The sequence below is a fragment of the Sporosarcina ureae DSM 2281 genome, assembly GCF_000425545.1.
Classification (GTDB): Bacteria; Bacillota; Bacilli; order Bacillales_A; family Planococcaceae; genus Sporosarcina; species Sporosarcina ureae.
This window is the reverse complement of the sequence record NZ_AUDQ01000013.1, coordinates 14361-40338: the sequence shown is the minus strand read 5'-3', so window position 1 is coordinate 40338 and position 25978 is coordinate 14361. Positions and strand designations below refer to the sequence as shown.

The window sequence follows — 25978 nt, the reverse complement described above, 5'->3', positions numbered from 1 at the left end:
TTAGCGTATTCGCTAAAGGCCCTTTCTTTTTATTGTTCGCTTACAATAACCGGGACTTGTTTCGATTGAATAACTTTCAGTACGTAAAACACACCGAGCGCACTTGATACTACGATTCCAGTGCCTACCGATACAGCGTAGTCAAGATGCAAACCTTCAGGAGCATACATCCAGTACGTCACGACGACTGCGGTCATGAACATCGCAGGAACTCCTGCAATCCAATGTGCCCGTCTTTCCCTTATTAAGAAAGACGTTGCGGTCCAGAGCATAACGGCCGCTACTAATTGATTTGTCCCACCAACATAACGCCACAAGAACGAATAATCGATCGTCGATAGATAGAACATAGGTACACCTAACAGCAATGTCGTAGCAAGAATCACCCATTTTTTATTAGGATTCAACCACTTAGATGTCGCTTCTGTGAAAATCATCCGAGCTGAACGAAGGGCTGTATCGCCCGTTGTAATTGGCAAAATAATAACACCTAAAATAGCTAACATCCCACCAAACGAACCAAGCAATGTGCTCGAGATTTCATTCACCGCACCTGCTGGACCACCGGCAGCTAGAGCACCTTGCAACCCCGCTGTGCCACCAAAGAATGTCATACCAGCTGCAGCCCAAACCATCGCGATGACCCCTTCCGCGATCATTGCGCCATAAAATACTTTACGGCCTTCCGACTCTTTCTTCATCGTTCTGGAAACAATCGGACTTTGCGTACAGTGGAAACCAGAGATCGCTCCACAAGAAATCGTCACCATTAGCAATGGCCAAATTGGCAATTCTCCAGGATGTAAGTTCTGCAAAGTTAAATTCGGAATTTTTTCAGGGCCAAATAACAAAGCGCCACCAATTCCAACTGCCATAACGATCAAAACCACTCCAAACACTGGATATAAACGACCTATAATTTTATTGATCGGCAAAATGGCTGCCAATACGAAGTAACCAAAGATAATGAGAAGAGACACTATAAATGATAGCGGTGTAATGGATGAAATAAGTTGTGCCGGCCCCGCAGTAAAGGCAGCCGCCACAAGAACCATTAACACAATTGAAATTACATTGATGAAACGTCTAGCGATATCGCCTAAATACTCTCCTACTACTTTAGGAAATTGTGCACCCCCGTGTTTCAGTGATAACATTCCAGAAAAGTAATCATGGACAGCTCCTGCAAAAATACTACCGAACACAATCCAAATGAACGCAACAGGTCCATATAACGCACCTGCAATCGCCCCAAATATCGGCCCTAACCCTGCGATGTTCAATAATTGGATCAGCCAACCTTTCCACCAGCTCATTGGCACGTAATCCATCCCATCAGCTTGTGTATAAGCGGGAGTTTTTCTTGCATCATCAATCACAAATACCTTTTCGACCACTTTCGAATACGTTAGGTAACCTATAATTAGCAAGACGATAGATGATAAAAATGTTAGCATAAAATCCCTTCTTTCTCGTCTCTTAATGTATTTGTCTGATTGATTACTAATAAATCAAACAATTTTTAATTTAGTATATAATAGTTTGAAAATTATATCAACATAGATTTTTAAAATAATTCTACTTATTATGAGTACATTAAATTTCAAGTGAATGAGATTGCAAACTTTTACTTTTCTATACATAAAAAGCCCGAATGCTTATATAAGCATTCGGGACCTTTCCTACTATTTAATTATAATCCACACTTCAATTGCGCTTGGCAATTCGTACATGTGTTACATCCACCTATTTCTTCTACTGTACCTTGTCGGCAAACCGGGCATGTGTCGCCCACTTCTGAACCGATCGTGACGTTTGTGGAACGCAATGCTTGAATTGTATTGACAAGCACTACTTTCGGCTGTTCTGTCACTTCGACTACTTCTTCTGTATCCGGAATATTATCTTCCGCTTTCAGAGTCAGAACTTGTGCATCACGGCTACCGTCGACGTATACTGTACCGCCTTTTGCTCCGCCTTTATACAATCTCTCATACACACTCTCAACTTGTTTCACTGTATAGCCACGTGGCGCGTTAACCGTTTTAGAGATAGAGCTATCGATCCAGCGCTGAATGATGCATTGTACATCGGCATGCGCTTCTGGTGCTAGTTCCATTGAAGAAATAAACCACTCAGGCAAGTTGTTCGGATCTGCATCAGGATTAGCCTGCAAATACTCCTCTACAATCGCTGCTTTTACTTCAATGAATTTACCCAGACGTCCACTACGGTAGTATGTGAATGAGAAATAAGGTTCTAATCCAGTTGAAACTCCTACCATTGTTCCAGTGGATCCAGTTGGTGCAACTGTTAGTAAATGGGAGTTTCTGATTCCATATTCCACAATCGCTTCGCGGATATCTTCCGGCATGCGCTTCATAAAGCCAGAATTAATGAAAGCATGACGTAATGCTTTCGTTTCTTCATCCGTTTTACCAATTAGGAACGGGAAGCTTCCTTTTTCTTTCGCCAATTCAATCGACTCGCGGTAAGCAGTTGTTGCAATGGCTTCAAATACTTCATCCACTAATTGATTTCCTTCAGGCGAGCCGTACTCTTTTTCACAGTAGATGTGAAGATCTGCAAGTCCCATAACACCTAGACCTACACGGCGTTCGCCAAGAGCTTGTACTTTATTTTCTTCAAGGAAGTACGGTGTAGCATCAATGACGTTATCTTGCATACGTACACCAGTCCGTACCGTCTCTCTCAGCTTTTCAAAATTAACCGTCTTCGTATTTTTGTCTGCCATCTCCGCAAGATTGACAGCAGCTAAATTACAGACAGAATAGGGTGCAAGTGGTTGTTCCCCACACGGATTCGTTGCTACAACTTGCTGTCCGTACGCTTTCGCATTCGTGTCGTCATTCGCATTATCAATGAAGAAAATGCCTGGTTCCGCTGAATACGTAGCACAGATATTAATTAAATCCCATAGTGCGCGAGCTTTGATCGTACGATAAACACGAACTTCGTGACCTTGACGTTCCCATTCGCGTACGTCGCCAACTTCATGCCACTGTTCATTATAATACTTCATTTGTTCAGGTGAGTAATTTTCAACTGCCGGGAAACGTAAGTCGTAATCCGCGTCTTCTTCCACCGCTTTCATGAAATCATCCGTTAAGGTTACGGAAATATTCGCTCCTGTCAGGAATTCCGAATTATGAACGGTGTACGTTCCACCATCCTGAAGCTTCAGCTCAGCGTCACGGATAATCGCTGCGTTAAAACCACCTTGACCTGGGATTTGTTTATAGTTTGTGATGCCTTGATACATCGCTTCTTCTTGTGCTGTCAAAGGTTTGAAATTCAATTTCTCATTGGCCAGCTTTTTAATCATTTCATCTTCTGTGTTTTCGATCAAATAGCGCAAAATTCGCGGATTCTGCATTTTGGAGATGATGAATTCATAAATGTCCGGGTGCCAGTTTGATAACATGATCATTTGAGCCATTATGTTACGTTGATACGCTACATCAACTCTCTATGTCACCATAGAGTTCAGACCATATCTTACACCTTCTAGGGGTGTCCTCGCACTTCGAGTTCGCTTGAACCCTACTCTACTCGCTTATGCTGTTTGCATGCTTTCGATGGTCGTTGAACCTTCCTCATAACATTCGCTTTAGAGGCTTGGCTGCTGATTGTCTTTAACCACTTGTTGTTTTCAAGCATTCACGCTCACCGTTTCCAGTCACGTTGTAGCCAACAAGTCATTTATGATGTCTTTCACTATTTCAAAATTATTCAGAATGTCATCTTCCCAAAAACGTTTTATCTCATATCCATTTCTTCTAGCAATTTGATCTTTAAGCAAATCAATTTGAATTCTTTCTAATTGCCAGATTGCAGGTCTTGGATAAAATTTAGGATTTGCATGCCAGTAGTCCCCATCGCATTCAATGATCAAATTATAATCTTTTAAGAAAAAATCAAATTGTCTTTTATCTAGAATAAATGAATATTTATAATTCACTTTCAAAGATATCAGATACGCCTCCATCAATTTCTCAATTTTTGTTTTTTGAAATGAATGGTTTTCTAATTGTCTTAGAGTAGCTGCTCTGATTTTTTCAATTGTCTCTTCTGTATAGATGCCAGTCTTTCCACTATTCCATGATGGTGTTCCATTTTTCTTACGAGTTTTTGCCGTTTTAGAAATTATTTTTTCAAAATGCTTCAATTTATCTTCAGCGGTCATAGTTTTATGCCAGTCAATTATGCTGTTGGACTTTAAGATTTTGGCACATTTCGGACCGCATGTTTTTGTTTTTCTATTTGATGCCTCAAACTTCTTAAAACATATATGGCATTCTAACGGTAATCCTTTTCCACCACATGACCTACTGCAGTATTTTTTCGGAACACCCCTTCGTAATTGAACCAACTTATCACAAAACTGGTAAGAACACTTTAAAACATTCTCATCATAGAAATGGATTAATAAATATTCATCTAAACTTAAGTAATGATTTGATAAAAGATGCGATGTGAATCTTCCTTGCTTGTTATGTGGGAATACGAGTCCACAAACTTGACACTTCTGTTCAACTTTAGCATCATATTTTTTCACTAGTAACACCCTTATTAAATTTATTGGATGTTAAGCGATAAAGATATCCCAGCAATTCACGAGGTTTATTTATAGACGAGGCACTTCTTTTTACCACGTCTTGATCCGCCCTGCTCAACCAAATGAGTCAACTTCGCAATATCATCCAACCAAGAAACCGATCCTGATGACTTACCGTTGACACCACGCGCCAATGTGTTGCGTGGACGCAATGTCGAACCGTTTGTTCCTACACCGCCACCACGACTCATGATTTCCATCACTTGCTTACGGTGATCGGAAATCCCTTCACGGGAATCGGGTACAAACGGCATCACATAACAGTTAAAGAATGTGACATCCGTATCCGATCCTGCGCCATACAGCACACGACCAGCCGGAATGAAGTTCAATGCCTTTAACTGATCATAAAACATGTTATACGACTGCGCTTTTCGATCTTCCGTCTTTTCAACAGAAGCAAGTCCGGTCGCATTACGTTTCGCAATTTGCTCGTAAAACACTTCCAGTGGCTTCTCTAACACATCAAGGGGACGTGTGATAATACCTTTTTGCTGCTCGTCCATATCGTCAATTGATGAACGATATTCTGGTTCGATCCAGATATCTGCTTTTCCGTTCTCTGTATCAAGGGTCATAATATACCCTAACCCTCGAGCGGGGAACTTTGGATCTTCTCTCACTGTTAGAACGACAAAATCGCCCTCTTTCAGTGTCTTCTTTTCCATATCTTTAAATGAATACCGATCGATCATTACTAGACGGGATACTCCACTATGAGTTAGCTTCATATCCTCCGTAACCGGGTGAACTTGAGGGAACTGCGCAATATCCTCATTCAACTGTTGTTTATCGAGCATCGGTTCGCCTTGCTTCGACATCGTAACCATGTAACATCCTCCTCATAACGCTACAAACACTATATATAGTGTTTGTCTTATTAAATAATCTACTACATATTGAATGTTATATCAATCGCCACTTACTCTTCCAAAACAGTAAATCATTGATATCGCGACATTTTGACAAAAAAAATAAAACAAAAGGACCAATTTTATTTTTTAAAATTCCAGTCATTATTCGCATATTTCTCTTTCTCAATCTGATGAACCAAAGCGAGCTGTTCAGGTGTTAATTCTAGCGGTTCCAATACGATATCGAGTGACGTTTCAAATCCTTTGGAAAAGGCTTGTTTGCATTCCTCCACTGAAATCTCTCGATCCGTCAATCGGTCAATCGCAATTGCGCGATCTGGCAACGTTCTACGTACACGTTCTTTCAGTGCAGGTGATGAATACGTGAAAATAGATGTTAATTTATCGACATCCAAGCTCATCAAAATTGCTCCGTGTTGTAATATCACGCCTTTTTGACGTGTTTGCGCACTGCCAGCAACCTTCTTCCCTTCGACTACGAGTTCATACCAGCTCGGTGCATCAAAACAAACACCGCTCTTCGGGCTTCGTAATTGCTCCGTGATGTCTTTATCTGGAATCGAGAACTCCGCCTGAAGTCCAAGATTACGGAAACCTTGCAGCAATCCACCAGAAATTACACGGTATGCTTCTGTTACGGTTTCTGGCATATTGGGATACTGCTCGCTAACAATTACACTGTATGTAAGCTCATGTTCATGCAGGACACCGCGGCCCCCTGTTGGTCTACGGACAAATCCGAGTCCCAATTCTTGCACTTTCTCCATATCAATATCTTTTTCAATACGCTGGAAATACCCGATGGATAAAGTAGCGGGTTCCCACTCATAAAAGCGTAGAACGGGTCCGATTTCTCCTCTGCTATGTAAGTCAAGAAGCGCTTCATCCAGCGCCATATTGAAGGAAGGACTACATTTTCCAGAGTCTACATAATGCCATACTGCTTTTGTCATAATCTATTCTCCCTCGTCTTTAATACTCCACTTATAGTATAGGAAATCGTCAATGAAAAAAACAATAACGCATTTCATTTTATCATTAGGATTGAACTGATGCCACATAATCTTTATAATAGAGATATTGATAAAGGGGGAAGTTTTTTTGAGTTATTATATTTTGGGAGCAGCTGTGCTCGCGATCATTTTGTATTTCGTCATTACATACATACGGGTCGGAAAAGCATTGACCAGTCTGACGCAAGAAGAGTTTATTAAAGGATATCGCAAAGCACAATTGATCGATGTGCGCGAACCAAAAGATTTCGATGCTGGACATATTTTAGGTGCGCGTAATATTCCATTTACACAGTTTTCACAACGCTATAAGGAAATCCGCCCCGATAAACCTATATATCTTTATGATCAAAACACAAGCCGTACAGGCCGTGCTGCGTTATTCTTGAAGAAAAAAGGTTGTACAGAAATCTATCAGCTACGCGGTGGATTTAAACAGTGGTCAGGTAAAATCAAAACCAAATAATTATCATAGATCCTCCTTTAAAAGGAGGATCTACTTATTTATAAGGAGAGTGTTCTATTAATGAAACCATCTTTTTTAATTCCACTTCAGTCAGCACAGTACGAAAAGCTGACACATTATCAATATTATGGCGTTGTTATTGAAGCAATTCTAGACTCACTTCAGCGACGTTCACCTGCAGATTGGCAAATTATCCAAGTAGATGAATTCACTTCTTACACAGAAACCATGCTCCCTGAGTTGATTCATCGCAAACAATTGCCTTACGAATCATTAAGTCATATATACGCCACATTACCGACACAAAAGATCCAGCAAGACGAATCTACTACTGCGTTTTCTCTACAAGACGCGGAAACAATCGACAATCAGTTACTATTCTTTCCAGAGCATCAAATCGCTATCGCAAATATCAGCTATTATGTCGCAACAGGTTCCACTTGGTCGGAACACACTGTATTCGCTCCATCTGCCACTCACGTGAAAAATTTCATCGAAGCATTGAATCAATTACAGCGGGAAGCGATGAAAACGAATATTACGTATTTAGTGGACACCGAAGAAGGCATAGAGAAAAAGACGTATGGCGCTGGCACACAAATTGAGCGTAGTGACGTCCTACTAGATGAAAATTTAAAAAACGATCTATTCCGTTCTATAGATGAATTCTTCCGAGATGGCGGCGCTTTCTTTAAAGAATACGGTCTGCCGTATAAACGAGGGATTTTGCTCTATGGATCTCCCGGTAACGGCAAAACGACGCTCGTTCGTTCTATCACTGGTACAACCGACGCACCTGTCGTCTACTGGCAAATCACGGAATTTACAGGGAGTCATTCGGTACAGGAAGTGTTCAATACAGTCGAACGCTTGGCACCCGCCATTCTCGTAATTGAAGATATCGACTCCATGCCGGAACATATGAGAAGCACATTTCTAAACATCTTGGATGGCGTGCATGTCCGTGACGGCTTATTCATCATCGGGACGACCAATTACCCCGAACGTATCGACCCTGCCCTTATTAACCGAGCTGGCCGCTTTGACAGCACATATGAAATCAAATCTCCGAAACAAGCAGTTCGTAAGCTATACATGGAAAAGCTGGATCGTAAAAAGATATTGTCTACAGAACAAGTTGAAGCAATAGCGAAGCAGACAAAAGGCCTTTCGGTATCACAACTGAACGAACTATATATGTCGATTGCACTTACCTACCATTATGAGGCGAACATTCAATACGAAGAACGGATCCGCCAGCTGCAGAAACAGCACAGACAAGCTACTCGGCATGATTGGGAGACCGATTCGACAATCGGTTATTAAAACGCAAAAGAGATTAGGACAGAACAGAAAAAACGTAAGGGGAATGTCCTTTACGCTTTTTTTCTGTTCTTATCAGTAAATATTTTTTAGAGTATCAGAGTGTACTGGAACGGAGAAAGGCCGACTCCTGAGGGATCAGCGTGCGTCTTGAGACCCTGGACGGAGCAAAGCGAAGGAAGCGGCTCAAGCCACGCCCCTCGGAAAGCGTGCCTTTCGGAGTGCAGGGAAACGGGGTGAGATAGTTATGTCCCAGTCTCTTTTTATTTATCTATTTTTTACTCTGAATCACTAATTGTTTTATTGATTTTTATCCAATTACAGTTAAGTAATTACATATGGTATTTCTTGGTCACATTTAAAAAATTCTATGTTTGGATTAAGCCGCAACTAGTTTGTCAATAGTCCCCTCTTTCACATTAAACAGTAATCCGTACCTTTATAGAACACAATAGTTTATATCTTCAGTACTTATTTGTGATGTTAAATGCATATTAGTCCCGATTCAAAGAGTTTTAATTTCTTCCTTTTGATTGAATTATCAATTAATATACACATTCATGTCACAATTCAACAACAATATAAAAGTCAGTCAAAATGCGACATACTTTTCATTTCGCGTTGTATATGATAAGAAAGTTGCTTCTATACTAGCAAGAAAACAGCTACATGATTTGAAGCGTAATATATATATTGCGGAGGAATACATATGATGAAAACTGCCCAAAGAAAATTTCTGTTATTTAGAATTGAAGTAAAAAGAATAGTAATGTATAAGAAGGCCGGATTTTTAGGATTTACACATCCAAGCGTTGTAAAAAGCAGCCATAGCCTGGATACTTTATTAAACAAAGTACAAGGGATTTGCTCGTAACTAAAGTAATTAAATCTATGACATCCACAATAGTTTCTGAGCAAAAAGACAGTTCCAAAATTGGAACTGTCTTTTCATATTCTCTAACATCCGAGCATTCAGCATATGTTGCTCTTGAAAAGATATAGATCTACAATTGCACGTGGGATATTACTTCCAAAAAAACTCACATTCGCTTCACTGTCTTTCTATAGTCCATATTAAGTGTAATGGTCAAAATCAATAAAAAGCCTACCATAGAAAAAGGAATCAGCCATAGATTGTCTACATTTGTATACAGACCTAAAAACATTATGCTTATCGCAATAACCGGAGCCGCGATATAATAAGGTTTTGCATTATACAACCATCCATACGCGAAAAAGTGGGCTCCTGTAATAATGGCAAAGATCATCACTACATTATGTGGGCTTTGTAACATGCTCCAAAAAAGGATTGGAAAATAGATAATCTGTGCTAGATTCAAATATAACCCTAGACTTCCTAAGGCATTATGTTTATATTTCCAATCGGCCTTTAACACATGTGAAATACCAACTGAGAGCGGAAACATCAAACCTGTCGAAAAAAGCATCCATATATTTTTCTGAGTAATTTCTATCGACTGCACAAATATAACGGTAATGATTACCCATATCACACTGGCAGACAGGAGAAATGAGATCCCATTTCTCCCTTTGATCGATAAATCATTTCTCATTTCATCTATCGTCAAGGAAACCTTCCACCTTTCCCGTTCTCTTGTAAAACAACATGCCTTAACAATGGCAATGACACCTATTACAAATACGCCACTACCTAGCTATTCTTGATTTGGATAGAGTTCTTTTATAAAGAGAGCAGATTGTTCTATTAAGCTCTTTAATATCTCTATTTCTATATCCGCTACTTTGTTGATGTATATACACGATGTACCTGTTGTGTGTTTCCCGAAATCTTTCAATAATTTTTCACGCTGTTCATTTCCAAGTGTTAAATATAAACTGATTTTCGCTCTTCGTGGAGAAAAACCAACGATTGGCGCATCTCCTTCATGACCAGAACTGTATTTGTAATGATATTTTCCAAACCCTATAATACTAGGCCCCCACATTTTTGCTTTATAACCCGTTGTTTCAGTAAAGATATCTACTAATTTAAAAGCATCTTCACGTTTTTTAAGCTGATCGATGTTCTCAATAAATTCGATGACACTACTATCGGTTTCTTTTGTTTTTAATTCGTACATCGAGCACACTCCGTTCTGAAAAGTTTTTTGTCAATTTATCCCTAGTTCGAATTAATTTCTATCTCATTTTTATCTGCTGCTTCTCATGCAACTGACCATATACCCCCGAGCGATTACGGATGGCGGCACCGGTATCTCCTATTGAATTAATCGGAAATAAATAACGCTGTCGTCCCGCTGACATCATTATCATACATATGCCTTTCTAGTATACAAGTACAGCGAAAAATCAATTTCCTACTTGTAAACCAGTGTCCTTTTTATTGCATTCATACAAAATGTTATGAAATAGTAATATAGCTACATCTGTATCACGTGTCATTAAATATACCAGTAATAGCCAGAATTCTCAATCTACTTGTGATAAGTACAATTCCAGTGTATATTTTAACTACTAATAATCATACGTGTCTTAGCTATATTTAGTTAGGATTCTAAGATTATTACAGAGGGTTCGTAACCATCCCCTCTAAAAACAAAACTATGGAGGAATGTAGAGTGAGTAAAGCAGTTATAGTATTTAGTGGCGGACAAGATTCTACCACTTGCCTGTTATGGGCAATGAAAGAATTCGACGAAGTAGAAACCGTCACGTTTTTGTATGGACAAAGACATAAGTTAGAAGTTGATTGTGCTACAAAAATCGCGAAAGACTTAGGAGTAAAACAAAAATTAATTGAGATGGACGTTCTCAATCAGTTAACTTCGAACGCCTTGACCAGAAACGACATGCAAATTGAAGCAGAAGAAGGAAGAGTACCCAATACGTTTGTAGAAGGGCGGAATCATATATTTCTTTCGTTTGCAGCAATCTATGCTAAAACTGTTGGGGCAAATGCAATTATTACGGGTGTAAGCGAAACAGATTTCAGTGGATATCCTGATTGTCGGGATACGTTTATTCGTTCTTTAAATACAACATTAAATTTAGCAATGGACTATCAATTTGATTTGATCACGCCTTTAATGTGGAAAGACAAAGCGCAAGTTTGGGAATTAGCGGATCAAATGAATCGACTGGAGTATGTAAGAGAAAACACGTTAACTTGCTATAACGGTGTGATTGCCGATGGTTGCCAAGAATGCCCTGCTTGTAAGCTAAGAAATGATGGACTAGCGAAATACTTACAAGGACAACACGTCTCATGATCCGAATTGCGATTTATTTATTATCCATCATTCTAGCCAACGTAATTACAGCACGATTTGCACCACTTGAACTTGGTCCATTAATTATTCCTTACGGTACCTTGTTTATTGGATTGACACTTGTTATGAGAGATATGGTCCAAAATAGATTTGGAAGACATCAAACCTACATATTGATTGGCGTCGCACTCTTATTATCAGCTCTTACAAGTTATTCTTTAGGAGATCCACTATGGGTCGTCTTTGCAAGTACGCTTAGTTTTATTGTTTCAGAAACGGCAGATACTGAAATTTATACACGCTTTAAATTACCTTTTGTAAAGAGAGTATTATTCTCAGGTGTTGTAGCCGGATTTTTAGACTCTAGTTTATTTGTGATCATCGGTATCGGTCCACTCGGGCTTCAATTTGTCCCGTGGGAATTAGTTCCTTATGCCATACTAGGGCAATGGGTAGCGAAAGTATTGATGCAGTTAATTGTTGCAGGCGGAATTAGACAAGTTGTCATTAAGTTCAACATATATGAAACAAATATTTCGGAAGTACATTAAAAGGGGAATGAAACATGCCAGTTAACGGTGAAAACAATCTAACTTTACTTGGAAATCAACATACGAAATATAACTACGAATACGATCCGGACGTTTTAGAAACATTTGAGAATCAACATCAAAGCAATGATTATTTTGTTAAATTTAATATTCCTGAATTCACTAGCCTTTGTCCAATCACTGGCCAACCGGACTTTGCTACCATATATATATCATATATTCCTGATGTGAAAATGGTAGAAAGCAAATCGTTAAAGCTCTATATGTTCAGTTTCAGAAACCATCCAGGTTTTCATGAAGATTGTGCAAATCTTATTATGAAAGACTTAATTAAATTAATGGAGCCAAGATATATAGAAGTATGGGCCAAGTTCACCCCGCGAGGTGGAATTTCGATTGACCCGTATTGTAATTACGGAAAACCTGGGACATATTTTGAACAAATGGCTAAAGAAAGACTGTTTCAACATGATATATATCCCGAGAAGATAGATAATAGATAATTTTTACTGCCAGACACGAAGACAATCCCGAATTGTCACTGTGTCTGGCATTTTTACCATCGTTCTTAAATTCATATTAAAGCAGAGCTAATTTATATACATAACTGCCATACAAACTGAAACACCGCGATGTACATACCTATGTATACTATAAATCTACTTCCACCGCTTTTCATTACCTGGGAAATGTAAAGACCCAACGAATCATGTTTTAGCTCGTCGGGTCTTCATTATTATAGTCCAATTGTAAACAGAATAACCGCCACTGCAGCACCTAAAATAGGTACAACAACAGACAATGCTCCAAATGCCGGATAGGCGTCTTTATGTGTTTCACCAGCAATTGATCGAATTATTGCGACAACATATCCTCCTTGAGGAAGTGAATCTAACGAACTTGAAGATATGGCTACCGTTCGATGCAATGCTTCGGGATCTACGCCAATAGTGGTAATGCGATGGCTTATCCACCTGACGATGATCCGGTCAATCCAGCAATGACTGCTACTGCAAGCGCACCACCAATCAGTGGGCTTCCCGGAATATCGGTTATGACATTTACTGCAGCTTTGAAAGCCGGTGTCGCCTTGACTACTCCACCAAAACCAACGACCGCAGCTGTATTGGCGATAACAATTACTGCACCCATCGCACCTTCTCCTACTGCGTGTCCAAAGTTTTAGAAGTACTTTTTATTCAAAATAAATGTGGCCAATATACCGCCACTTAAAGAAATAATTAATGCAGAGGTACCGAGATAGTTGTGTAACAGTAACGTGATGCCAAGAACTACTACTAATAGAATCATGCTCAGTATCGGATTCGGAAGAGATCTTTGCATATTAGCGACGGCTTTTGAAATCATTCGCTTCAACCACCAATAACCGAACAAGAACATGAAGATTGCTACGAAGATACTGACTCCCCATCCTGCATACGGACTTGTTCCAAGGAACTCAATCGGAATCCAGTTTTGGATTTCTGGAGATCCTGCAGATGTCATTGTAAATGTTGTAGAACCAAATGCGAGTGCAGCTGAATGAATTCTGAACACTCTTCATTACAAGGCCAATAATTTTGGATTGGTTTGTAATTAGACTTCTCGCGTATACGTTGGGACGATATCCTAGCTCTATCGCTGCCTCAAGAACCCGTTTCCTAGTTTTATCGGAAACAGATGCCCCTTCGAAAATATACTCTTGAAACAGACGATTGTGAAACGCCCGCCAACTTAGCGACATCCATCGCCGTTACGGTTTCTCTCATATTCATTCATTCCTTTACCATGTTTTTCAATTATATGTAATAGTTTAACTAGTGCTTTTTTGTTCAATCTAATGAATTATATAGTATGGACTCAAACATTTAAAATGAAATCTACTTTGAAGGTAGTGAAAATAACAATTCACATAAACCTTTACTGAATACAAAATCGTAATTTTACACGGAAATACACAAAAAACTGCCAGGTACCAACACAGTTATCATGTGCTCGTACCTGGCAGCTTACAGTGTAATGAACGACTTCGTAATATACTTCAGCGAAAGCAATACCACTTATTAACGTAACGCACCTTCTGCTTCCGGAATATTATTCATGTCAATAGCATTCAATTTACAGAAATAGTCCATAAACTCTTTCGCTTCTTTGATCTGTTCTTCATCCGTCTTTAATGCGATAATATCTTGTAAAATTTGGGCAGTCCAAATATTATCAAAGTAACGGAATGTACCAGAGTTCCATGAAGTACGGTCAGGATAGTTTTTATTTCTATAGTAATTCCAGAAAAGCATTTTCTCAGCTTCTTCTTCTGTAAGTTGAATTCTATATTCAGGATGGGTAGGGACCAATCCGTCCTCGCCAATGCTTCCAGTAAATGTGTCACCAACCATGAAGAGACCTAGAATAGTTCTTTCCGTTTCTACTTGATCAGGAGTTCTCACTGTTAGAATACCTGCACTGTTTGGACGCAAACGAGTTACTGGGTTAGGTAATCCTTTATTCTTCCCGCTTTGAATGCTTCCAGTCGATACTTCCCAATCGGTAAACACATCTGACTGTCTTTCTTGATCTAACCAGAAAACAATTTGTGAACTTTCGTGAATTTTGTGGTTCTTCAATATTTCTCTACGTTGCTGTTCTAACACCTGGATAGCCTTTTCTTCCTTACGTTTCTTTTCCAGAATTTTCTCTTCTGCTCTCCGTTCCACAAAAACCTTCTCTAAAGACTCTGCCATACTTCGATTGTTTAAAGTAATAAAATTCTCAAATGCATCCGGATAGACAAATCTTTTTAGATTTTTATTGAAATCAACGGTGATGAATGACTCCTCGTGTTCTACAATATTTCCTTCACCAAACACGTTATGAGTAATTTCTTCATTAATTAAATTCACTAGAAAATCTCCTCCTATAAATTCTTTGATCAAAGCTTTACAGTTAACTGATTAAAACTACGTGAGATTCTACACGTCATTTCATTAAAATAAAACAATCCTTTTTGCAAATTTAAAAAAATGCGCCCTTCATTCCTTTCCGGAATAAGCTGCGCAGGATTGTTGCATGCCGTCCTGTTTACTTGTACTTATACAGTATAACACATAATCAGAAATTTCTCAAATTCATGGTTGACATTGAACATTTGTTTATCGTATAATATACGATTCTGATTTTACAAGACTGTGTATGGAACTAGTTTTATTCTTCATAGTTTCAATATGTAACTCTTACTTGCTGCATGATCATGGTGTTTTACTATCATGGAAACAGCAGCTGAATGGGGCTTTATATGTACTGTCCGTCCCCTTGCGAAACTCTCTTTCATGTCTATTTGATGCGAAATGGAAAGCTTCTCAATAGTATTCAAAGTACTCCCCTTATAGTTTATTCCCCAGAAAATACTCACGTTTAGTTTCTTAATTACATGCACCTAAACTGCGTAAATTATGAAACAAATAGTTATTTCTTTTCAACTATTCATCCATTCCTACTATATTATTCTTCACACATGCCATGTATAACGGAAGGGTTACTAGATTGCTCAAATTTTCTACAAATCAAAAAGCACCGCTAGCTTTCAGCGGTGCTCTTATCAATCTATTTTATTATTGTACGGTTTCTTCAACTGGTAATTGTTCTTTAACATAACGCAATACAGGCTTACGTGCTGCCTTTGTTTCATCTAGACGACCGATGACTGTTGTGTGCGGTGCTTCTTGAACGATTTCAGGATTCTCTTCTACTTCTTTGGCGATTTGAATCATCGCTTCGATGAAGTTATCCAATGTTTCTTTTGATTCTGTTTCTGTCGGTTCGATCATCATTGCCTCTTCCACGTTCAACGGGAAATAAATCGTAGGCGGATGGTAGCCAAAGTCTAGCAAACGCTTCGCCATATCAAGTGTACGTGCACCAAGCTTCTTCTGACGACGACCGGACAAAACAAATTCGTGTTTACAGTGCTGTGTATATGGCAGGTCGAAGTATGGCTCTAGACGACGCATCATATAGTTCGCATTGAGTACTGCGTATTCCGTTACAGCTTTTAAGCCGTCTGGACCCATTGAACGAATATACGTATACGCACGTAGGTAAATACCGAAGTTACCATAGTAGGGCTTCACCCGACCAATGGATTGTGGCACGTCATAGTTCAATATAAAGCGATCATCTACTTTTTCAACAACTGGTTTCGGCATGAATGCAGCCAGTTCATCCGTTACACCTACCGGACCTGAACCTGGCCCACCGCCACCGTGAGGACCTGTGAACGTCTTATGCAAGTTCAAATGAACCGCATCAAAGCCCATGTCGCCAGGGCGTGCTTTAGACATAACTGCGTTCAAGTTCGCTCCATCATAATACAACTTTCCGCCGACTCCGTGAACCACTGCCGCCATTTCTAGAATGTCTTCTTCGAAAAGACCGAGCGTATTTGGATTCGTCAACATCAATGCTGCTGTATCAGGACCTACTTTCGACTTCAAATCTTCAAGATCTACTAAGCCTTTTTCATTCGACTTGACTGTTATTGTATCAAAACCAGCAACCGTCGCAGAAGCTGGATTTGTACCGTGTGCGGAATCGGGAACAAGTACTTTCGTACGTTGGGTATCACCGTTCGCTTCATGGAAAGCACGGATCATCATCAATGCTGTCCACTCACCGTGTGCACCCGCTGCTGGTTGTAATGTAACTTGTGGCATACCTGTAATTTCAGCCAAGTGTTCTTGCAGATCGTACACTACTTCAAGTGCACCTTGTACAGTAGATTCGTCTTGTAGCGGGTGAACGCGTGAAAATCCTGGGAAACGGGCAACCGCTTCGTTGATTTTCGGATTGTATTTCATCGTACAAGAACCTAATGGATAGAATCCTGTATCGACTCCGTGATTCCGATTGGACAATGCAGTATAGTGACGCATGATATCCAACTCGGATACTTCGGGCAATTCTGCGTCTTCCGTACGAATGAGACCTTCAGATAAAATGGATGTAACATCTACTTCAGGTACATCTAATTCAGGTAAGCTATAACCGATTCGACCTGGTTTGGATAGTTCAAAAATGAGTGATTGATTGTCCTTATGCATGGATAGCCTCCAGTTCTTGCACGTATGCATCGATTTCTTCTTTCGTACGTTGTTCCGTTACAGCGATCAGTGCGTTATTCGCCAGATTTTCATCAACAAGACTAAGATCATATCCACCAATGATTCCTTGTTCAAGCAGGCGTTTATTAACATCTTTAATAGGTGATTTACAATCCACTACGAGTTCATTGAAATGCGCAGGACCGAATTTCACTTCGAAGCCAGCTTTTTCAAATGCTTGTTTCGCATAAGCTGTTTTCGCGATATTCTGATAGGCGATTTCTTTAATTCCTTCTTTACCAAGAGCTGTCATCGCAACGGATGCTGCAAGGGCGTTCAATGCTTGGTTCGAACAAATATTGGACGTTGCTTTGTCGCGACGGATATGTTGTTCACGCGCCTGCAATGTGAGTACGTATCCTCTACGTCCTTGATCGTCATTCGTCTCACCAACTAGGCGGCCAGGAACTTTACGCATCAACTTTTTCGATACGGCAAAATATCCACAGTGTGGTCCGCCGAATGATTCCGCGATTCCGAATGGTTGTGCATCTCCAACCGTAATATCCGCTCCAAGCGCTCCAGGTGGTGTCAATAGTCCAAGTGCAAGTGGATTCGCTGAGACGATCGATAATGCACCATTTTCATGTGCAATATCACTGATCGCCTGAAGATCTTCTACTTGTCCGTAGAAGTTCGGATATTGTACGAGTACTGCTGCAGTCTCACCATCAATCATTTCTTTCAGCTTATCGAGATCCGTTACACCATTTGTATGTGGAATCGTTACTACTTCAATGTATTGCCCGTCAGCGTATGATTTCACTACTGCATGTGATTCGTTGTGAACAGTAGAGGACACAAGTAATTTCTTACGACGTGTATGACCTGCAGCAAGTGTTCCTGCTTCAGCAAGTGCCGTGCCTCCGTCATACATCGAAGAGTTCGCTAGCTCCATGCCAGTCAATTCACAGATCATTGTCTGGAATTCGAAAATCGCCTGTAACTCACCTTGTGAAATTTCGGGTTGGTATGGCGTATACGCCGTATAGAACTCAGAACGTGAGATGACATGATCTACGATAATCGGACGATAATGATCATAGACTCCCGCTCCTAGGAACGAAGCATAATCTTGAGCGTTAATATTTTTCGCTGCCAAACGTCCAAGTTCTTTTAATAGAGATGTTTCAGATTTCGCAGGTTTGATCTTGTACTCACCTTTGAATCGCACTTTTTCCGGAATATCCGAAAATAGTTCATCGATGGAAGAAATTCCGATTGTTTCAAGCATGTCTTTCTGGTCTTGCTCCGTCATAGGTAGATAACGATGCTTCATAATAATTTTACCCCTTTTCACTTATGATCTTTTATAGAAAGGTGTTGCAATGACTCTTGCCTTCAGACGTTTCGTACGGATCTCCACTTCGACTTCTGTGCCGAGCTCCGTGAACTCTGTAGACAGAAGCGCAAAACCAATATTCTTCTTTAATGTAGGAGACTGAGTGCCAGTTGTAACTTCGCCAATCTCTTTGTCACCATCAAATACTTTATAACCTGTACGAGGAATCCCTTTATCGATCATTTCAAGTCCGACAAGCTTACGTTCCACACCTTGTGCTTTTTGCTTCACAAGAATATCTTTACCAATAAAGTCTTCTTCTTTATTCACTTTTACGACGAAACCAAGTCCTGCTTCTAGCGGAGAAATATCCTCTCTTAGTTCTTGACCGTAAAGTGGTAGTCCCGCTTCAAAGCGCAATGTGTCACGTGCACCAAGTCCTGCAGGTACGACACCCTCTTCTTTGCCTTCTTGCAAAACCTTTGACCACAAATTCTGGATCGCTTCAGGTGTACCGTAGATTTCAAATCCATTTTCTCCTGTATAACCAGTACGTGAAACGAGTACATCTTCACCGCCCACTTGCACATGTTCTTTGAAACGGAAAAATTTAATTTCTTCCAGCGACTCTTTCGTCAGTTTCTGTAATACGGACTCCGCCACCGGACCTTGCAGTGCAAGTAACGCGTAATTTGAAGATTGGTTATCGATAACGACATTGTCGGTTTGTTGTTTTTCCATCCAAGCTACATCTTTTTCGATATTCGACGCATTGACTACTAGTAAATAGCGCTCTTCCTCTAATTTATAAATTAAGAAGTCATCGATCGTTCCACCTTGCTCATTACACATCACAGTATATTGCGCTTGGCCGATCTTCAGTTTGGAAACGTCATTCGTTACGAGTTTCTGCAAATAGTCGAGTGCTCCGCTACCACTGACAAACACTTCTCCCATATGCGAGACATCAAACAAACCCGCTTTTGTACGAACGGCTTCGTGTTCTGCTTTAATACTCGAGAACTGTACAGGCAACTCCCAGCCGCCAAAGTCGATCGTCTTGCCTCCATACTCTTTATAACTTTCAAATAACGGCGTACGTAATAATTGATTCGTCAAACTGTTTCCTCCTTTGTGTTCTGATCAAGGAACGATCAGTATGTAATTCATCAAAAAAAGGACAGGGGTCTCCTATAAAAGAGAACCCCTGTCCTTTTGCCTGAAAGCTTTACAGTTTCCATACTTTCTTCGGCCGCTGATTACTCAGCACTCTCCAGAGATGCGTCATGTATGCGTTTTGTTACCTGAGAGATTCATAACATTCGTTACTTGCTCCTTCGGCGGCGCCTAATGCGCGCTCTCCCCATACAATCATTCGCATGATTCAATTAATTTTTTCTTCACTGATATCTTAACATTTCATATAAGTAAGCGCAATCTATTTATTAAAAGTGCATAAAAGCGAATGATAGCTTAAGCACAAACTAAATCATTCGCTTTTACAATGAGTTATTGATATCTTTCGATTTGAAAGATAATATATTCTGCAATATCCGTTAAAGATTTGCCTGTTGTCTCCACTGTGAAATGAGCAGAGTGTAAATACTTCGGCTTGCGTTTTTTATAAAGTGCTTCTAATTCTTGCCGCGATGATTGTTGTACAATCGGACGATTGACATCTGTCGAGATTCTGCGCCAAATATCGCGAAATGATGCATTGAGGAAAAATACGATGCCTGATTCGCGCATCAGTTGAATATTTTCTTCTTTTACCGCAACGCCTCCGCCAGTCGCTACAATACAATATTCTTCAGGGAATTTTTCAAGGAATTCTGTCTCCAGCTGCCTAAAATACAGTTCCCCGTACTGATCGAATATCTCAGGAATCGTCATTTGCATTTGTTCTGAAATTTCATGGTCCATATCAAAAAACGGAATACCTGTTAGCGTATGCAGCCGTTTACCGATTGCGCTTTTTCCACATCCCATGAATCCGACTAAATAAATCCTTTTCATTTTCATCCATCCCGTTTCATTAATTCAACTGCTTTATGCTCATAATAGGTTTCGAGCCAGTCGTATATTCTGTAGATACTATCATGCCATGAAACGAGGGAGAAAAGAAAGAGACTTACGCAAAATAATAAAACAATCGCGAAAATAAATGATCCTCCCTTCTCATTTTTGATATAAACCAATAGCAAACGTCCTTTCTTTACGCATACCATCCTTCATTTCGACAGCAAGCTTTAATTCGCTATCTTTCACAGTAAATTTACTGGATTTCACATTCATTAATAAAGGGACATGACCTGTTCCATTCACAACTTTACGAAGCATTTTATCGTATTGCTGTATAGTGATCCTTCCTCTTTTAGTTTGGAACGTGAAGAGCGTAGGTTTTACTTCCTCCACTCCAGTTACTTCTTCCAACAATTCCTGTAATTCCAAAGAAAATAACTCCCACTCCCCTAGTAAATCTCCTTGATAAACTTTCTCTATGGGTGCTTGCCAGTAAAAAAATAGAATTGCAAATTGAATCAACATCGTGAATATAAGTAAATGTACGATACTCTCAACTAATGAATATCCTTTTTCATTCAATTGCTTCATAAACTCACACATTTACGATTTTCAATTTGTTGTATTTCATATTCAACGCAAATCTGTCTATCACTAACCATCCAATTATAGTGCAGATCTTCATGTGTTTTGTGTCCTGTTGTTTGTCCGGACGATTTATATAAAATAGCCGCTTGATAGGTGGTTTGGGCTGCAATCATTGCTTGCTTTTTTTCGGTAGCAGATGACGTTAATATGTCGGCCAACGGTAAAAGAGATCCGAAAATCACCATGACAACGAGTAACGACAACATAGCTTCTGGCCACGATTGCCCTTTTTCATTCATTGACGATCATCCTTCCTCTTTCAAACTGAAATGAGATGAATATTTCACCCTTGCTTTGTGTGAAAAAGATCATCTTCCCTGTTTTGACCATGTATCCCGTTTCAGCAAAATCCAATCTGTTAAGTGAAGATTGTTTAGTCCTGCCCATGCCTTCAGGAAATGATCCATGAATCACAGTTTCCGCCATGTTATTTTTTACCACCTTGTACGTTGTTCCACTGTCGCTAAATATCAAAGCGATATTTTCCTTATGTGTCATGGCATACAATTGCGCCTGATGAACAGTAGTAATGAATTGCTTCAGTGCATCTTCTTCACTTCTTCTTTGCAAGTGCTTTTCACTAAACGGAAGAATAACGGCTGTTAAAACCATCATGATAGATAGAACAAGCAAAAGTTCCAAGAAGGTAAACCCTTGCTGACCTTTACTAGCTTTCTTAGCCACCGCCATTTGACGCCGTCACTTTACCGTCTCCCGCAATTGAAATTGTGTTACCATTCGGACATGCTGGATTTTCTGGTAAATATCCATCTGTTGTTAGAGATGACATCGTGGGGATCGTTTTTTTATCCATCTTATATGCCTGCACCTGGCCCTCTACCATTTTGACATATGCTTCACAGCCCTTTTCATCTATCGATTTAGAATGCTTTGTAACGTTCGGGATTGCGATTAAAATCAATACGGTAATAATCAACAACACAATCATCATTTCGATTAATGTAAAGCCTTTTTCATTCTTCAGCAATTCTTTTCCTCCTTTTAGATACTGTCGATCATTTTATAGACTGGCAATAAAATAGATAAATAGGACAATAAAATACAGACTGCAAGGACACCAAATAAGGCAGGCTGTAAGATCGTTATCCATTGATTGACCTTTTCCTCCAGCTGTTCATTTGTGTGTTCGCTATACAGTATGAGTTCTTTTGGTAAGTAACCGGTATCTGCCCCGTGTTTCGCAAAATCTGCGAGGCGCGGTGATAAACCATCTGTTAAACGGATTGCCTCATGTAAAGATTCACCATAAATGACATGTTCACTTAGTTCGTTAGTAATCACCGATAATATAGGATCTTCTGTTTGCTCCTTCAGGACAGCTAATGCGCTTTGCATAGAAAGTCCAGATTGTAACAAACTTCCGAGCTCACTGGCAAAATCCCTAGTTTTCATTTCACTATAGAACGTATTGATCCCAGGGACTTTTAATACATAGTGTAAAACTTCAAAAGGGGACAACTTTTTTAACCACATTCGGACTAAAAGAAAACCAACAGCTAGTATAATGGACGCAGTTAACAAAAGATCCGGTATAGAAGAGACGAGTTTTGGTAGCAATTGAACAATCCCGCCCTCGTTATTTGCCCGCATTACAGTTAACGCTTCGAAATTCGGCAAGAAAAATTGTCGAAATGCCACTAATAAAATGAGTAAGAAAGAGAATAGAACAATTGGATACGCCAATAGTTTTCGTATTTGTTTCTGCTTCTCCGCCTTTCGATTGACGCGGTCTGCTACTTCTTTCAACGCGCGCATCAAGTTGCCGTCCACTTCTGCAATGACAATAGGCAACATCATACTTTTACCGAAGCCTAAACTCTTCAAAATATGCGAAACGCCATACCCCATCTTTAATTCCTCTTCTACTTGCCGAAGTTTCTCATCGTATTCTTTCGTATGATAGGGCAAGATCAGAATGAGTCCTTCATGAAAGGTATATCCTTCTTGAAGTAATACCGAAAGTCGCACTAAAAACTCCGCTGGCTTTGTTAATTTCTTATTGGAAGCAGGTCTGTATAATTTAATCCGTGCCATATAGCACCTTTTCATACAAAGCTTGCTGTACTTCGATTTTCTTATGAATAGGAGGCGAAAACCGTAGACCATTCAACATGGATTCCGTAGCTACTTGTAGATCTGATTCCTGCAATATTTCAAAAACCGCTGCCGTCTCTCCAGACTGTTGTGTAATCAATCGCTGAGCGGATATCGCGATAATGGTCTGTCTAAGCTCTTCTACATGAATACCGAGGTCCAGTAAACGATACAAGCAACCTACAGGATCTTTTGCATGGATTGTGCTAAGAACCAAGTGTCCTGTCAACGCTGCTTCTACTGCGATTTTAGCTGTTTCTGCATCACGTATTTCTCCAATCATAATGACATCCGGAGAATGGCGCAAAATCGCTTTCAATCCAGCAGAATACGTAATACCAGAACGTTCATTCACTTGAATTTGTAGTAAATGACTATGATTATTTTCTACCGGATCTTCGAGTGAAATGACATGACGTTTGAGTTCGGATACACAATGGGATGTCAATGAATATAATGTAGTCGTTTTACCAGAGCCAGTAGGTCCAGTGACGAGGAATAGTCCTTGTTTGCAAGCAGCGGCTTCAGCCAATTGCTGTGTCCATTCGGGATCGAGACATAGCTGGTTGAGCGGCACGATTTTATCATGCTTCTGAATACGAATCGCGACACTTTCCCTCAATTGAATAGACGGAATCGTCGAGACGCGAAAAGAGAAGCTGCAGTCGAAAAAGGACTGATGAAAGGAACCACTTTGTGGACGTCGTTGTTCACTGATATCTAAAGAAGATAAAAACTTATAGAATGAAATTAAACGACCACCTAATGTATGAGGATATTGACCGATTTTCGAAAAATACGAGTGCTTGCGAATCGTCACGTCATATCCTTCTGTCGTAGGCACAAAATGAATATCTGTCGCTCCAGATTTAATAGCTTTTTCAAGCAGGTGTACACAAGTTTTTTCTATAGGGTTCTTTTCAGTTTCCATAGTTCTCCCCTTTCTCTATTCGACAAAAGACCACTTTTTATCTTGGAAAGAAGTATATATGGGAATTAAATTGTTTGAAAATGCACTACATTTGTGTGAATTCATTTTTCATAGTCATTATGGAGTCATAATTCATTTCTTTACGGCAATTCGATAGCAAAATTCAATTTTCATATTATTTTCATCACAGGTTCTGTTATACTGTTATCAGCTACTATCTTAATCCGTTCGTACAAGTACACTCTTTTGACACAATGTAAAATCGATTGGAGTTTACTTTTGGGCTGACGTTCTATTATAATGGATAAGAGCTTATTGTAATGTTTGTGAAGGAGGGATTCTTAGATGGATAATATGTTTAAACTTTTAGGATTCTGGTCAGGTATTTTTGCGGTAATGTTCTATGTAGGAAATATGGTTCCAGCTGCTTTACTTATGGTAGCAGGTACAATCTTCTTTGTTCTACTTGGATACTTGAAGCTTTCAGAGCGTATGTATATTTACCTATTCGGAGCATACCTGATGATCTTCATGGTTGGTTTCAGTTACTATTCAATTTTCATTCACGTACCTGGCGGAGGACACTAATCCGTACATACAAAAAACAGCTTCCACAAAGGCAAGCTGTTTTTTGTTTGCTTTATTTTGATCAAAATCCGTGCAAGTACGGGTTTTGGTCTTTTTCAATTCCAGGTGTTGTCGCCGGTCCGTGTCCTGGGTAGATCAACATTTCGTCGTCTAGTGTCAATAACTGTTCGTGAATCGCATTAAGCAACGTTTCCGTATCACCTCCAGGCAAGTCAGTACGACCGACGCTACCTTGGAACAACGTATCCCCTACGATTGCAAATCCTTCATCTTCAAAGATATAGCAAACGCTTCCTGGGGAGTGTCCTGGCACATGACGCGTCTCCATCTTAAATGGACCTACTTCCAATTGCTTTTCATCACGTAGTAGTACGTCAGCAGGATTACAAATGACGTCAGGTAATACCGGATATTTAGCGGAACCGTTTAACTCAGGATTCGCAAGCCATTTCTTTTCCGCCACATGCAAGTACACAGGAATATCATAAGCAGTTCGAATCTTCTCCAACGCCCCGATATGATCAAAGTGTGCATGCGTCAGCAAAATGGCAACCGGTTTTAGCGACAACTTTCGTAATTCCGATAATAATGCCTCACCATCTTCACCTGGATCAAATAGTAAACAATTTTTCTTTTCATCTTCCACTATGTAGCAATTCGTCTGAATTGGACCTAATGGATGTATATGTACTCTCATTTAATTCACCTCTTTGTCTAATATTAATGAATGTGGACACAAACTTCAAATAATCGTCATTATTTAATCTCGACAAAACGATTCATTAACAGTACAATAGAGGAGGAATATCGCTTTATGGCATTCATTTTTTCAATGTTGAAAGGAGTGTCTACTCAATGAATTTATTAGTCATCATTTTTGGATTGATTGCAATTTTAGCAGTCTTTGGAACGGTCCAAGCTTTTAAAGAGCGGAATCTGTTAAGTATAGTTTTCAATGTGGTAACGGTTGTAGTTATCGGAGGATTTACGATCGCTACTGTCATATATTCTGGATACCCGCCACAACTACACAAATAAGTTCCAAAAAATAAGGACACCCCTTCATTGGGATGTCCTTATTTTTATGTTAAGATTCGTAGAGCGATTAGTCATGATGT

26 protein-coding genes, 3 pseudogenes and 1 riboswitch are annotated in these 25978 nt (G+C 39.7%); of the genes and pseudogenes, 8 read left to right on the top strand and 21 right to left on the bottom strand.

Annotation, left to right across the window (positions count from 1 at the left end; all coding sequences use genetic code 11):
• Positions 1-29: 29 nt before the first annotated feature.
• From H605_RS0112550 to H605_RS0112535, 5 genes and pseudogenes are all read right to left on the bottom strand, one after another.
• Positions 30-1457: a carbon starvation CstA family protein gene (locus tag H605_RS0112550; RefSeq protein WP_029054546.1), complete on the bottom strand. Its 1428-nt coding sequence runs from the start codon at positions 1455-1457 to the stop codon at positions 30-32.
• A 236-nt stretch (positions 1458-1693) separates the two neighbouring features.
• Positions 1694-3457 (bottom strand): annotated as a pseudogene (locus tag H605_RS17860) (vitamin B12-dependent ribonucleotide reductase); the annotation flags it as partial.
• A gap of 243 nt (positions 3458-3700) precedes the next feature.
• Positions 3701-4579, bottom strand: a complete 879-nt coding sequence (locus H605_RS17855) for an endonuclease domain-containing protein (protein ID WP_037562037.1) — start codon at positions 4577-4579, stop codon at positions 3701-3703.
• 74 nt (positions 4580-4653) lie between these two features.
• A pseudogene (locus H605_RS0112540) lies at positions 4654-5469 on the bottom strand (ribonucleotide reductase N-terminal alpha domain-containing protein); the annotation flags it as partial.
• A 164-nt stretch (positions 5470-5633) separates the two neighbouring features.
• The gene (locus H605_RS0112535) at positions 5634-6467 is read right to left on the bottom strand and encodes a lipoate--protein ligase family protein (protein WP_029054544.1); all 834 of its coding nucleotides are present in this window, start codon (positions 6465-6467) and stop codon (positions 5634-5636) included.
• Between the two features lie 175 nt (positions 6468-6642).
• Here H605_RS0112535 and H605_RS0112530 point away from each other — a divergent pair, with 175 nt between their 5' ends.
• The 3 genes from H605_RS0112530 (at position 6643) to H605_RS18705 (ending at position 9190) form a co-directional block, all read left to right on the top strand.
• Entirely contained in the window at positions 6643-6993 is a 351-nt protein-coding gene (locus H605_RS0112530) for a rhodanese-like domain-containing protein (protein WP_369802795.1), read from the top strand.
• A gap of 60 nt (positions 6994-7053) precedes the next feature.
• Positions 7054-8319 (top strand): ATP-binding protein, encoded by a 1266-nt coding sequence (locus H605_RS0112525; protein WP_029054542.1) that lies wholly within the window; start codon positions 7054-7056, stop codon positions 8317-8319.
• 706 nt (positions 8320-9025) lie between these two features.
• Positions 9026-9190 (top strand): aspartyl-phosphate phosphatase Spo0E family protein, encoded by a 165-nt coding sequence (locus H605_RS18705; protein ID WP_081657933.1) that lies wholly within the window; start codon positions 9026-9028, stop codon positions 9188-9190.
• Between the two features lie 166 nt (positions 9191-9356).
• Here H605_RS18705 and H605_RS0112515 read toward each other — a convergent pair whose 3' ends face one another.
• From H605_RS0112515 to H605_RS19580, 3 genes are all read right to left on the bottom strand, one after another.
• Positions 9357-9905, bottom strand: coding sequence for a DUF7010 family protein (locus H605_RS0112515; protein ID WP_029054541.1), 549 nt, complete (start codon positions 9903-9905; stop codon positions 9357-9359).
• 87 nt (positions 9906-9992) lie between these two features.
• Positions 9993-10418, bottom strand: a complete 426-nt coding sequence (locus H605_RS0112510; protein ID WP_029054540.1) for a DUF1801 domain-containing protein — start codon at positions 10416-10418, stop codon at positions 9993-9995.
• A gap of 58 nt (positions 10419-10476) precedes the next feature.
• A complete protein-coding gene (locus tag H605_RS19580; RefSeq protein WP_257788251.1) occupies positions 10477-10611 on the bottom strand; it encodes a hypothetical protein in 135 nt (44 codons plus the stop codon).
• Between the two features lie 290 nt (positions 10612-10901).
• On the opposite strand from H605_RS19580, the gene queC reads away from it, so the two are divergent.
• Genes queC through queF form a run of 3 tightly spaced genes read left to right on the top strand, consistent with a single transcriptional unit; the run spans position 10902 to position 12621 of the window.
• Positions 10902-11567 carry a 7-cyano-7-deazaguanine synthase QueC gene (gene queC / locus H605_RS0112505; protein WP_029054539.1) on the top strand — a complete coding sequence of 222 codons (666 nt, stop codon included), beginning with the start codon at positions 10902-10904 and terminating at the stop codon, positions 11565-11567.
• Positions 11567-12118 carry a VUT family protein gene (locus tag H605_RS0112500; protein WP_029054538.1) on the top strand — a complete coding sequence of 184 codons (552 nt, stop codon included), beginning with the start codon at positions 11567-11569 and terminating at the stop codon, positions 12116-12118. Before queC ends, H605_RS0112500 begins: the two co-directional genes overlap by 1 nt.
• Before the next feature lie 14 nt (positions 12119-12132).
• Entirely contained in the window at positions 12133-12621 is a 489-nt protein-coding gene (gene queF / locus H605_RS0112495) for a preQ(1) synthase (protein WP_029054537.1), read from the top strand.
• A gap of 233 nt (positions 12622-12854) precedes the next feature.
• On the opposite strand, the pseudogene H605_RS18700 reads toward queF, so the two are convergent.
• From H605_RS18700 to comGA, 12 genes and pseudogenes are all read right to left on the bottom strand, one after another.
• Positions 12855-13669: pseudogene (locus tag H605_RS18700) on the bottom strand (GntP family permease); the annotation flags it as partial.
• Between the two features lie 512 nt (positions 13670-14181).
• Positions 14182-15018, bottom strand: coding sequence for a hypothetical protein (locus H605_RS0112480; RefSeq protein WP_029054534.1), 837 nt, complete (start codon positions 15016-15018; stop codon positions 14182-14184).
• 708 nt (positions 15019-15726) lie between these two features.
• Positions 15727-17214 (bottom strand): aminomethyl-transferring glycine dehydrogenase subunit GcvPB, encoded by a 1488-nt coding sequence (gene gcvPB / locus H605_RS0112475; RefSeq protein WP_029054533.1) that lies wholly within the window; start codon positions 17212-17214, stop codon positions 15727-15729.
• Positions 17207-18553, bottom strand: a complete 1347-nt coding sequence (gcvPA, locus tag H605_RS0112470; RefSeq protein ID WP_029054532.1) for an aminomethyl-transferring glycine dehydrogenase subunit GcvPA — start codon at positions 18551-18553, stop codon at positions 17207-17209. The genes gcvPB and gcvPA overlap by 8 nt, the downstream gene beginning before the upstream one ends.
• A gap of 21 nt (positions 18554-18574) precedes the next feature.
• On the bottom strand, positions 18575-19675 hold the full coding sequence (gene gcvT / locus H605_RS0112465; RefSeq protein ID WP_029054531.1) for a glycine cleavage system aminomethyltransferase GcvT: 1101 nt from the start codon (positions 19673-19675) through the stop codon (positions 18575-18577).
• Between the two features lie 163 nt (positions 19676-19838).
• Positions 19839-19931, bottom strand: a riboswitch (glycine riboswitch).
• Between the two features lie 134 nt (positions 19932-20065).
• On the bottom strand, positions 20066-20572 hold the full coding sequence (locus tag H605_RS0112460; RefSeq protein WP_029054530.1) for a shikimate kinase: 507 nt from the start codon (positions 20570-20572) through the stop codon (positions 20066-20068).
• Between the two features lie 162 nt (positions 20573-20734).
• Complete coding sequence (gene comGF / locus H605_RS0112455; protein WP_029054529.1) at positions 20735-21169, bottom strand: competence type IV pilus minor pilin ComGF; 435 nt, start codon at positions 21167-21169, stop codon at positions 20735-20737.
• Positions 21166-21465, bottom strand: a complete 300-nt coding sequence (locus tag H605_RS18990; protein ID WP_029054528.1) for a type II secretion system protein — start codon at positions 21463-21465, stop codon at positions 21166-21168. The genes comGF and H605_RS18990 overlap by 4 nt, the downstream gene beginning before the upstream one ends.
• Positions 21458-21910, bottom strand: coding sequence for a type II secretion system protein (locus H605_RS18430; RefSeq protein WP_158231838.1), 453 nt, complete (start codon positions 21908-21910; stop codon positions 21458-21460). The genes H605_RS18990 and H605_RS18430 overlap by 8 nt, the downstream gene beginning before the upstream one ends.
• The gene (gene comGC, locus H605_RS0112440; protein WP_155979528.1) at positions 21903-22214 is read right to left on the bottom strand and encodes a competence type IV pilus major pilin ComGC; all 312 of its coding nucleotides are present in this window, start codon (positions 22212-22214) and stop codon (positions 21903-21905) included. The genes H605_RS18430 and comGC overlap by 8 nt, the downstream gene beginning before the upstream one ends.
• 14 nt (positions 22215-22228) lie before the next feature.
• On the bottom strand, positions 22229-23296 hold the full coding sequence (gene comGB, locus H605_RS0112435; RefSeq protein ID WP_211225433.1) for a competence type IV pilus assembly protein ComGB: 1068 nt from the start codon (positions 23294-23296) through the stop codon (positions 22229-22231).
• The gene (gene comGA / locus H605_RS0112430) at positions 23268-24272 is read right to left on the bottom strand and encodes a competence type IV pilus ATPase ComGA (RefSeq protein ID WP_029054525.1); all 1005 of its coding nucleotides are present in this window, start codon (positions 24270-24272) and stop codon (positions 23268-23270) included. Before comGA ends, comGB begins: the two co-directional genes overlap by 29 nt.
• Positions 24273-24617: 345 nt before the next feature.
• Between comGA and H605_RS0112425 the strand changes: the two genes are divergently transcribed.
• Positions 24618-24860: a DUF2626 domain-containing protein gene (locus tag H605_RS0112425; protein ID WP_029054524.1), complete on the top strand. Its 243-nt coding sequence runs from the start codon at positions 24618-24620 to the stop codon at positions 24858-24860.
• Between the two features lie 61 nt (positions 24861-24921).
• Here H605_RS0112425 and H605_RS0112420 read toward each other — a convergent pair whose 3' ends face one another.
• Complete coding sequence (locus tag H605_RS0112420) at positions 24922-25557, bottom strand: MBL fold metallo-hydrolase (protein WP_029054523.1); 636 nt, start codon at positions 25555-25557, stop codon at positions 24922-24924.
• A 158-nt stretch (positions 25558-25715) separates the two neighbouring features.
• On the opposite strand from H605_RS0112420, the gene H605_RS0112415 reads away from it, so the two are divergent.
• A complete protein-coding gene (locus H605_RS0112415) occupies positions 25716-25898 on the top strand; it encodes a DUF2759 family protein (RefSeq protein ID WP_029054522.1) in 183 nt (60 codons plus the stop codon).
• Positions 25899-25978 lie beyond the last annotated feature (80 nt).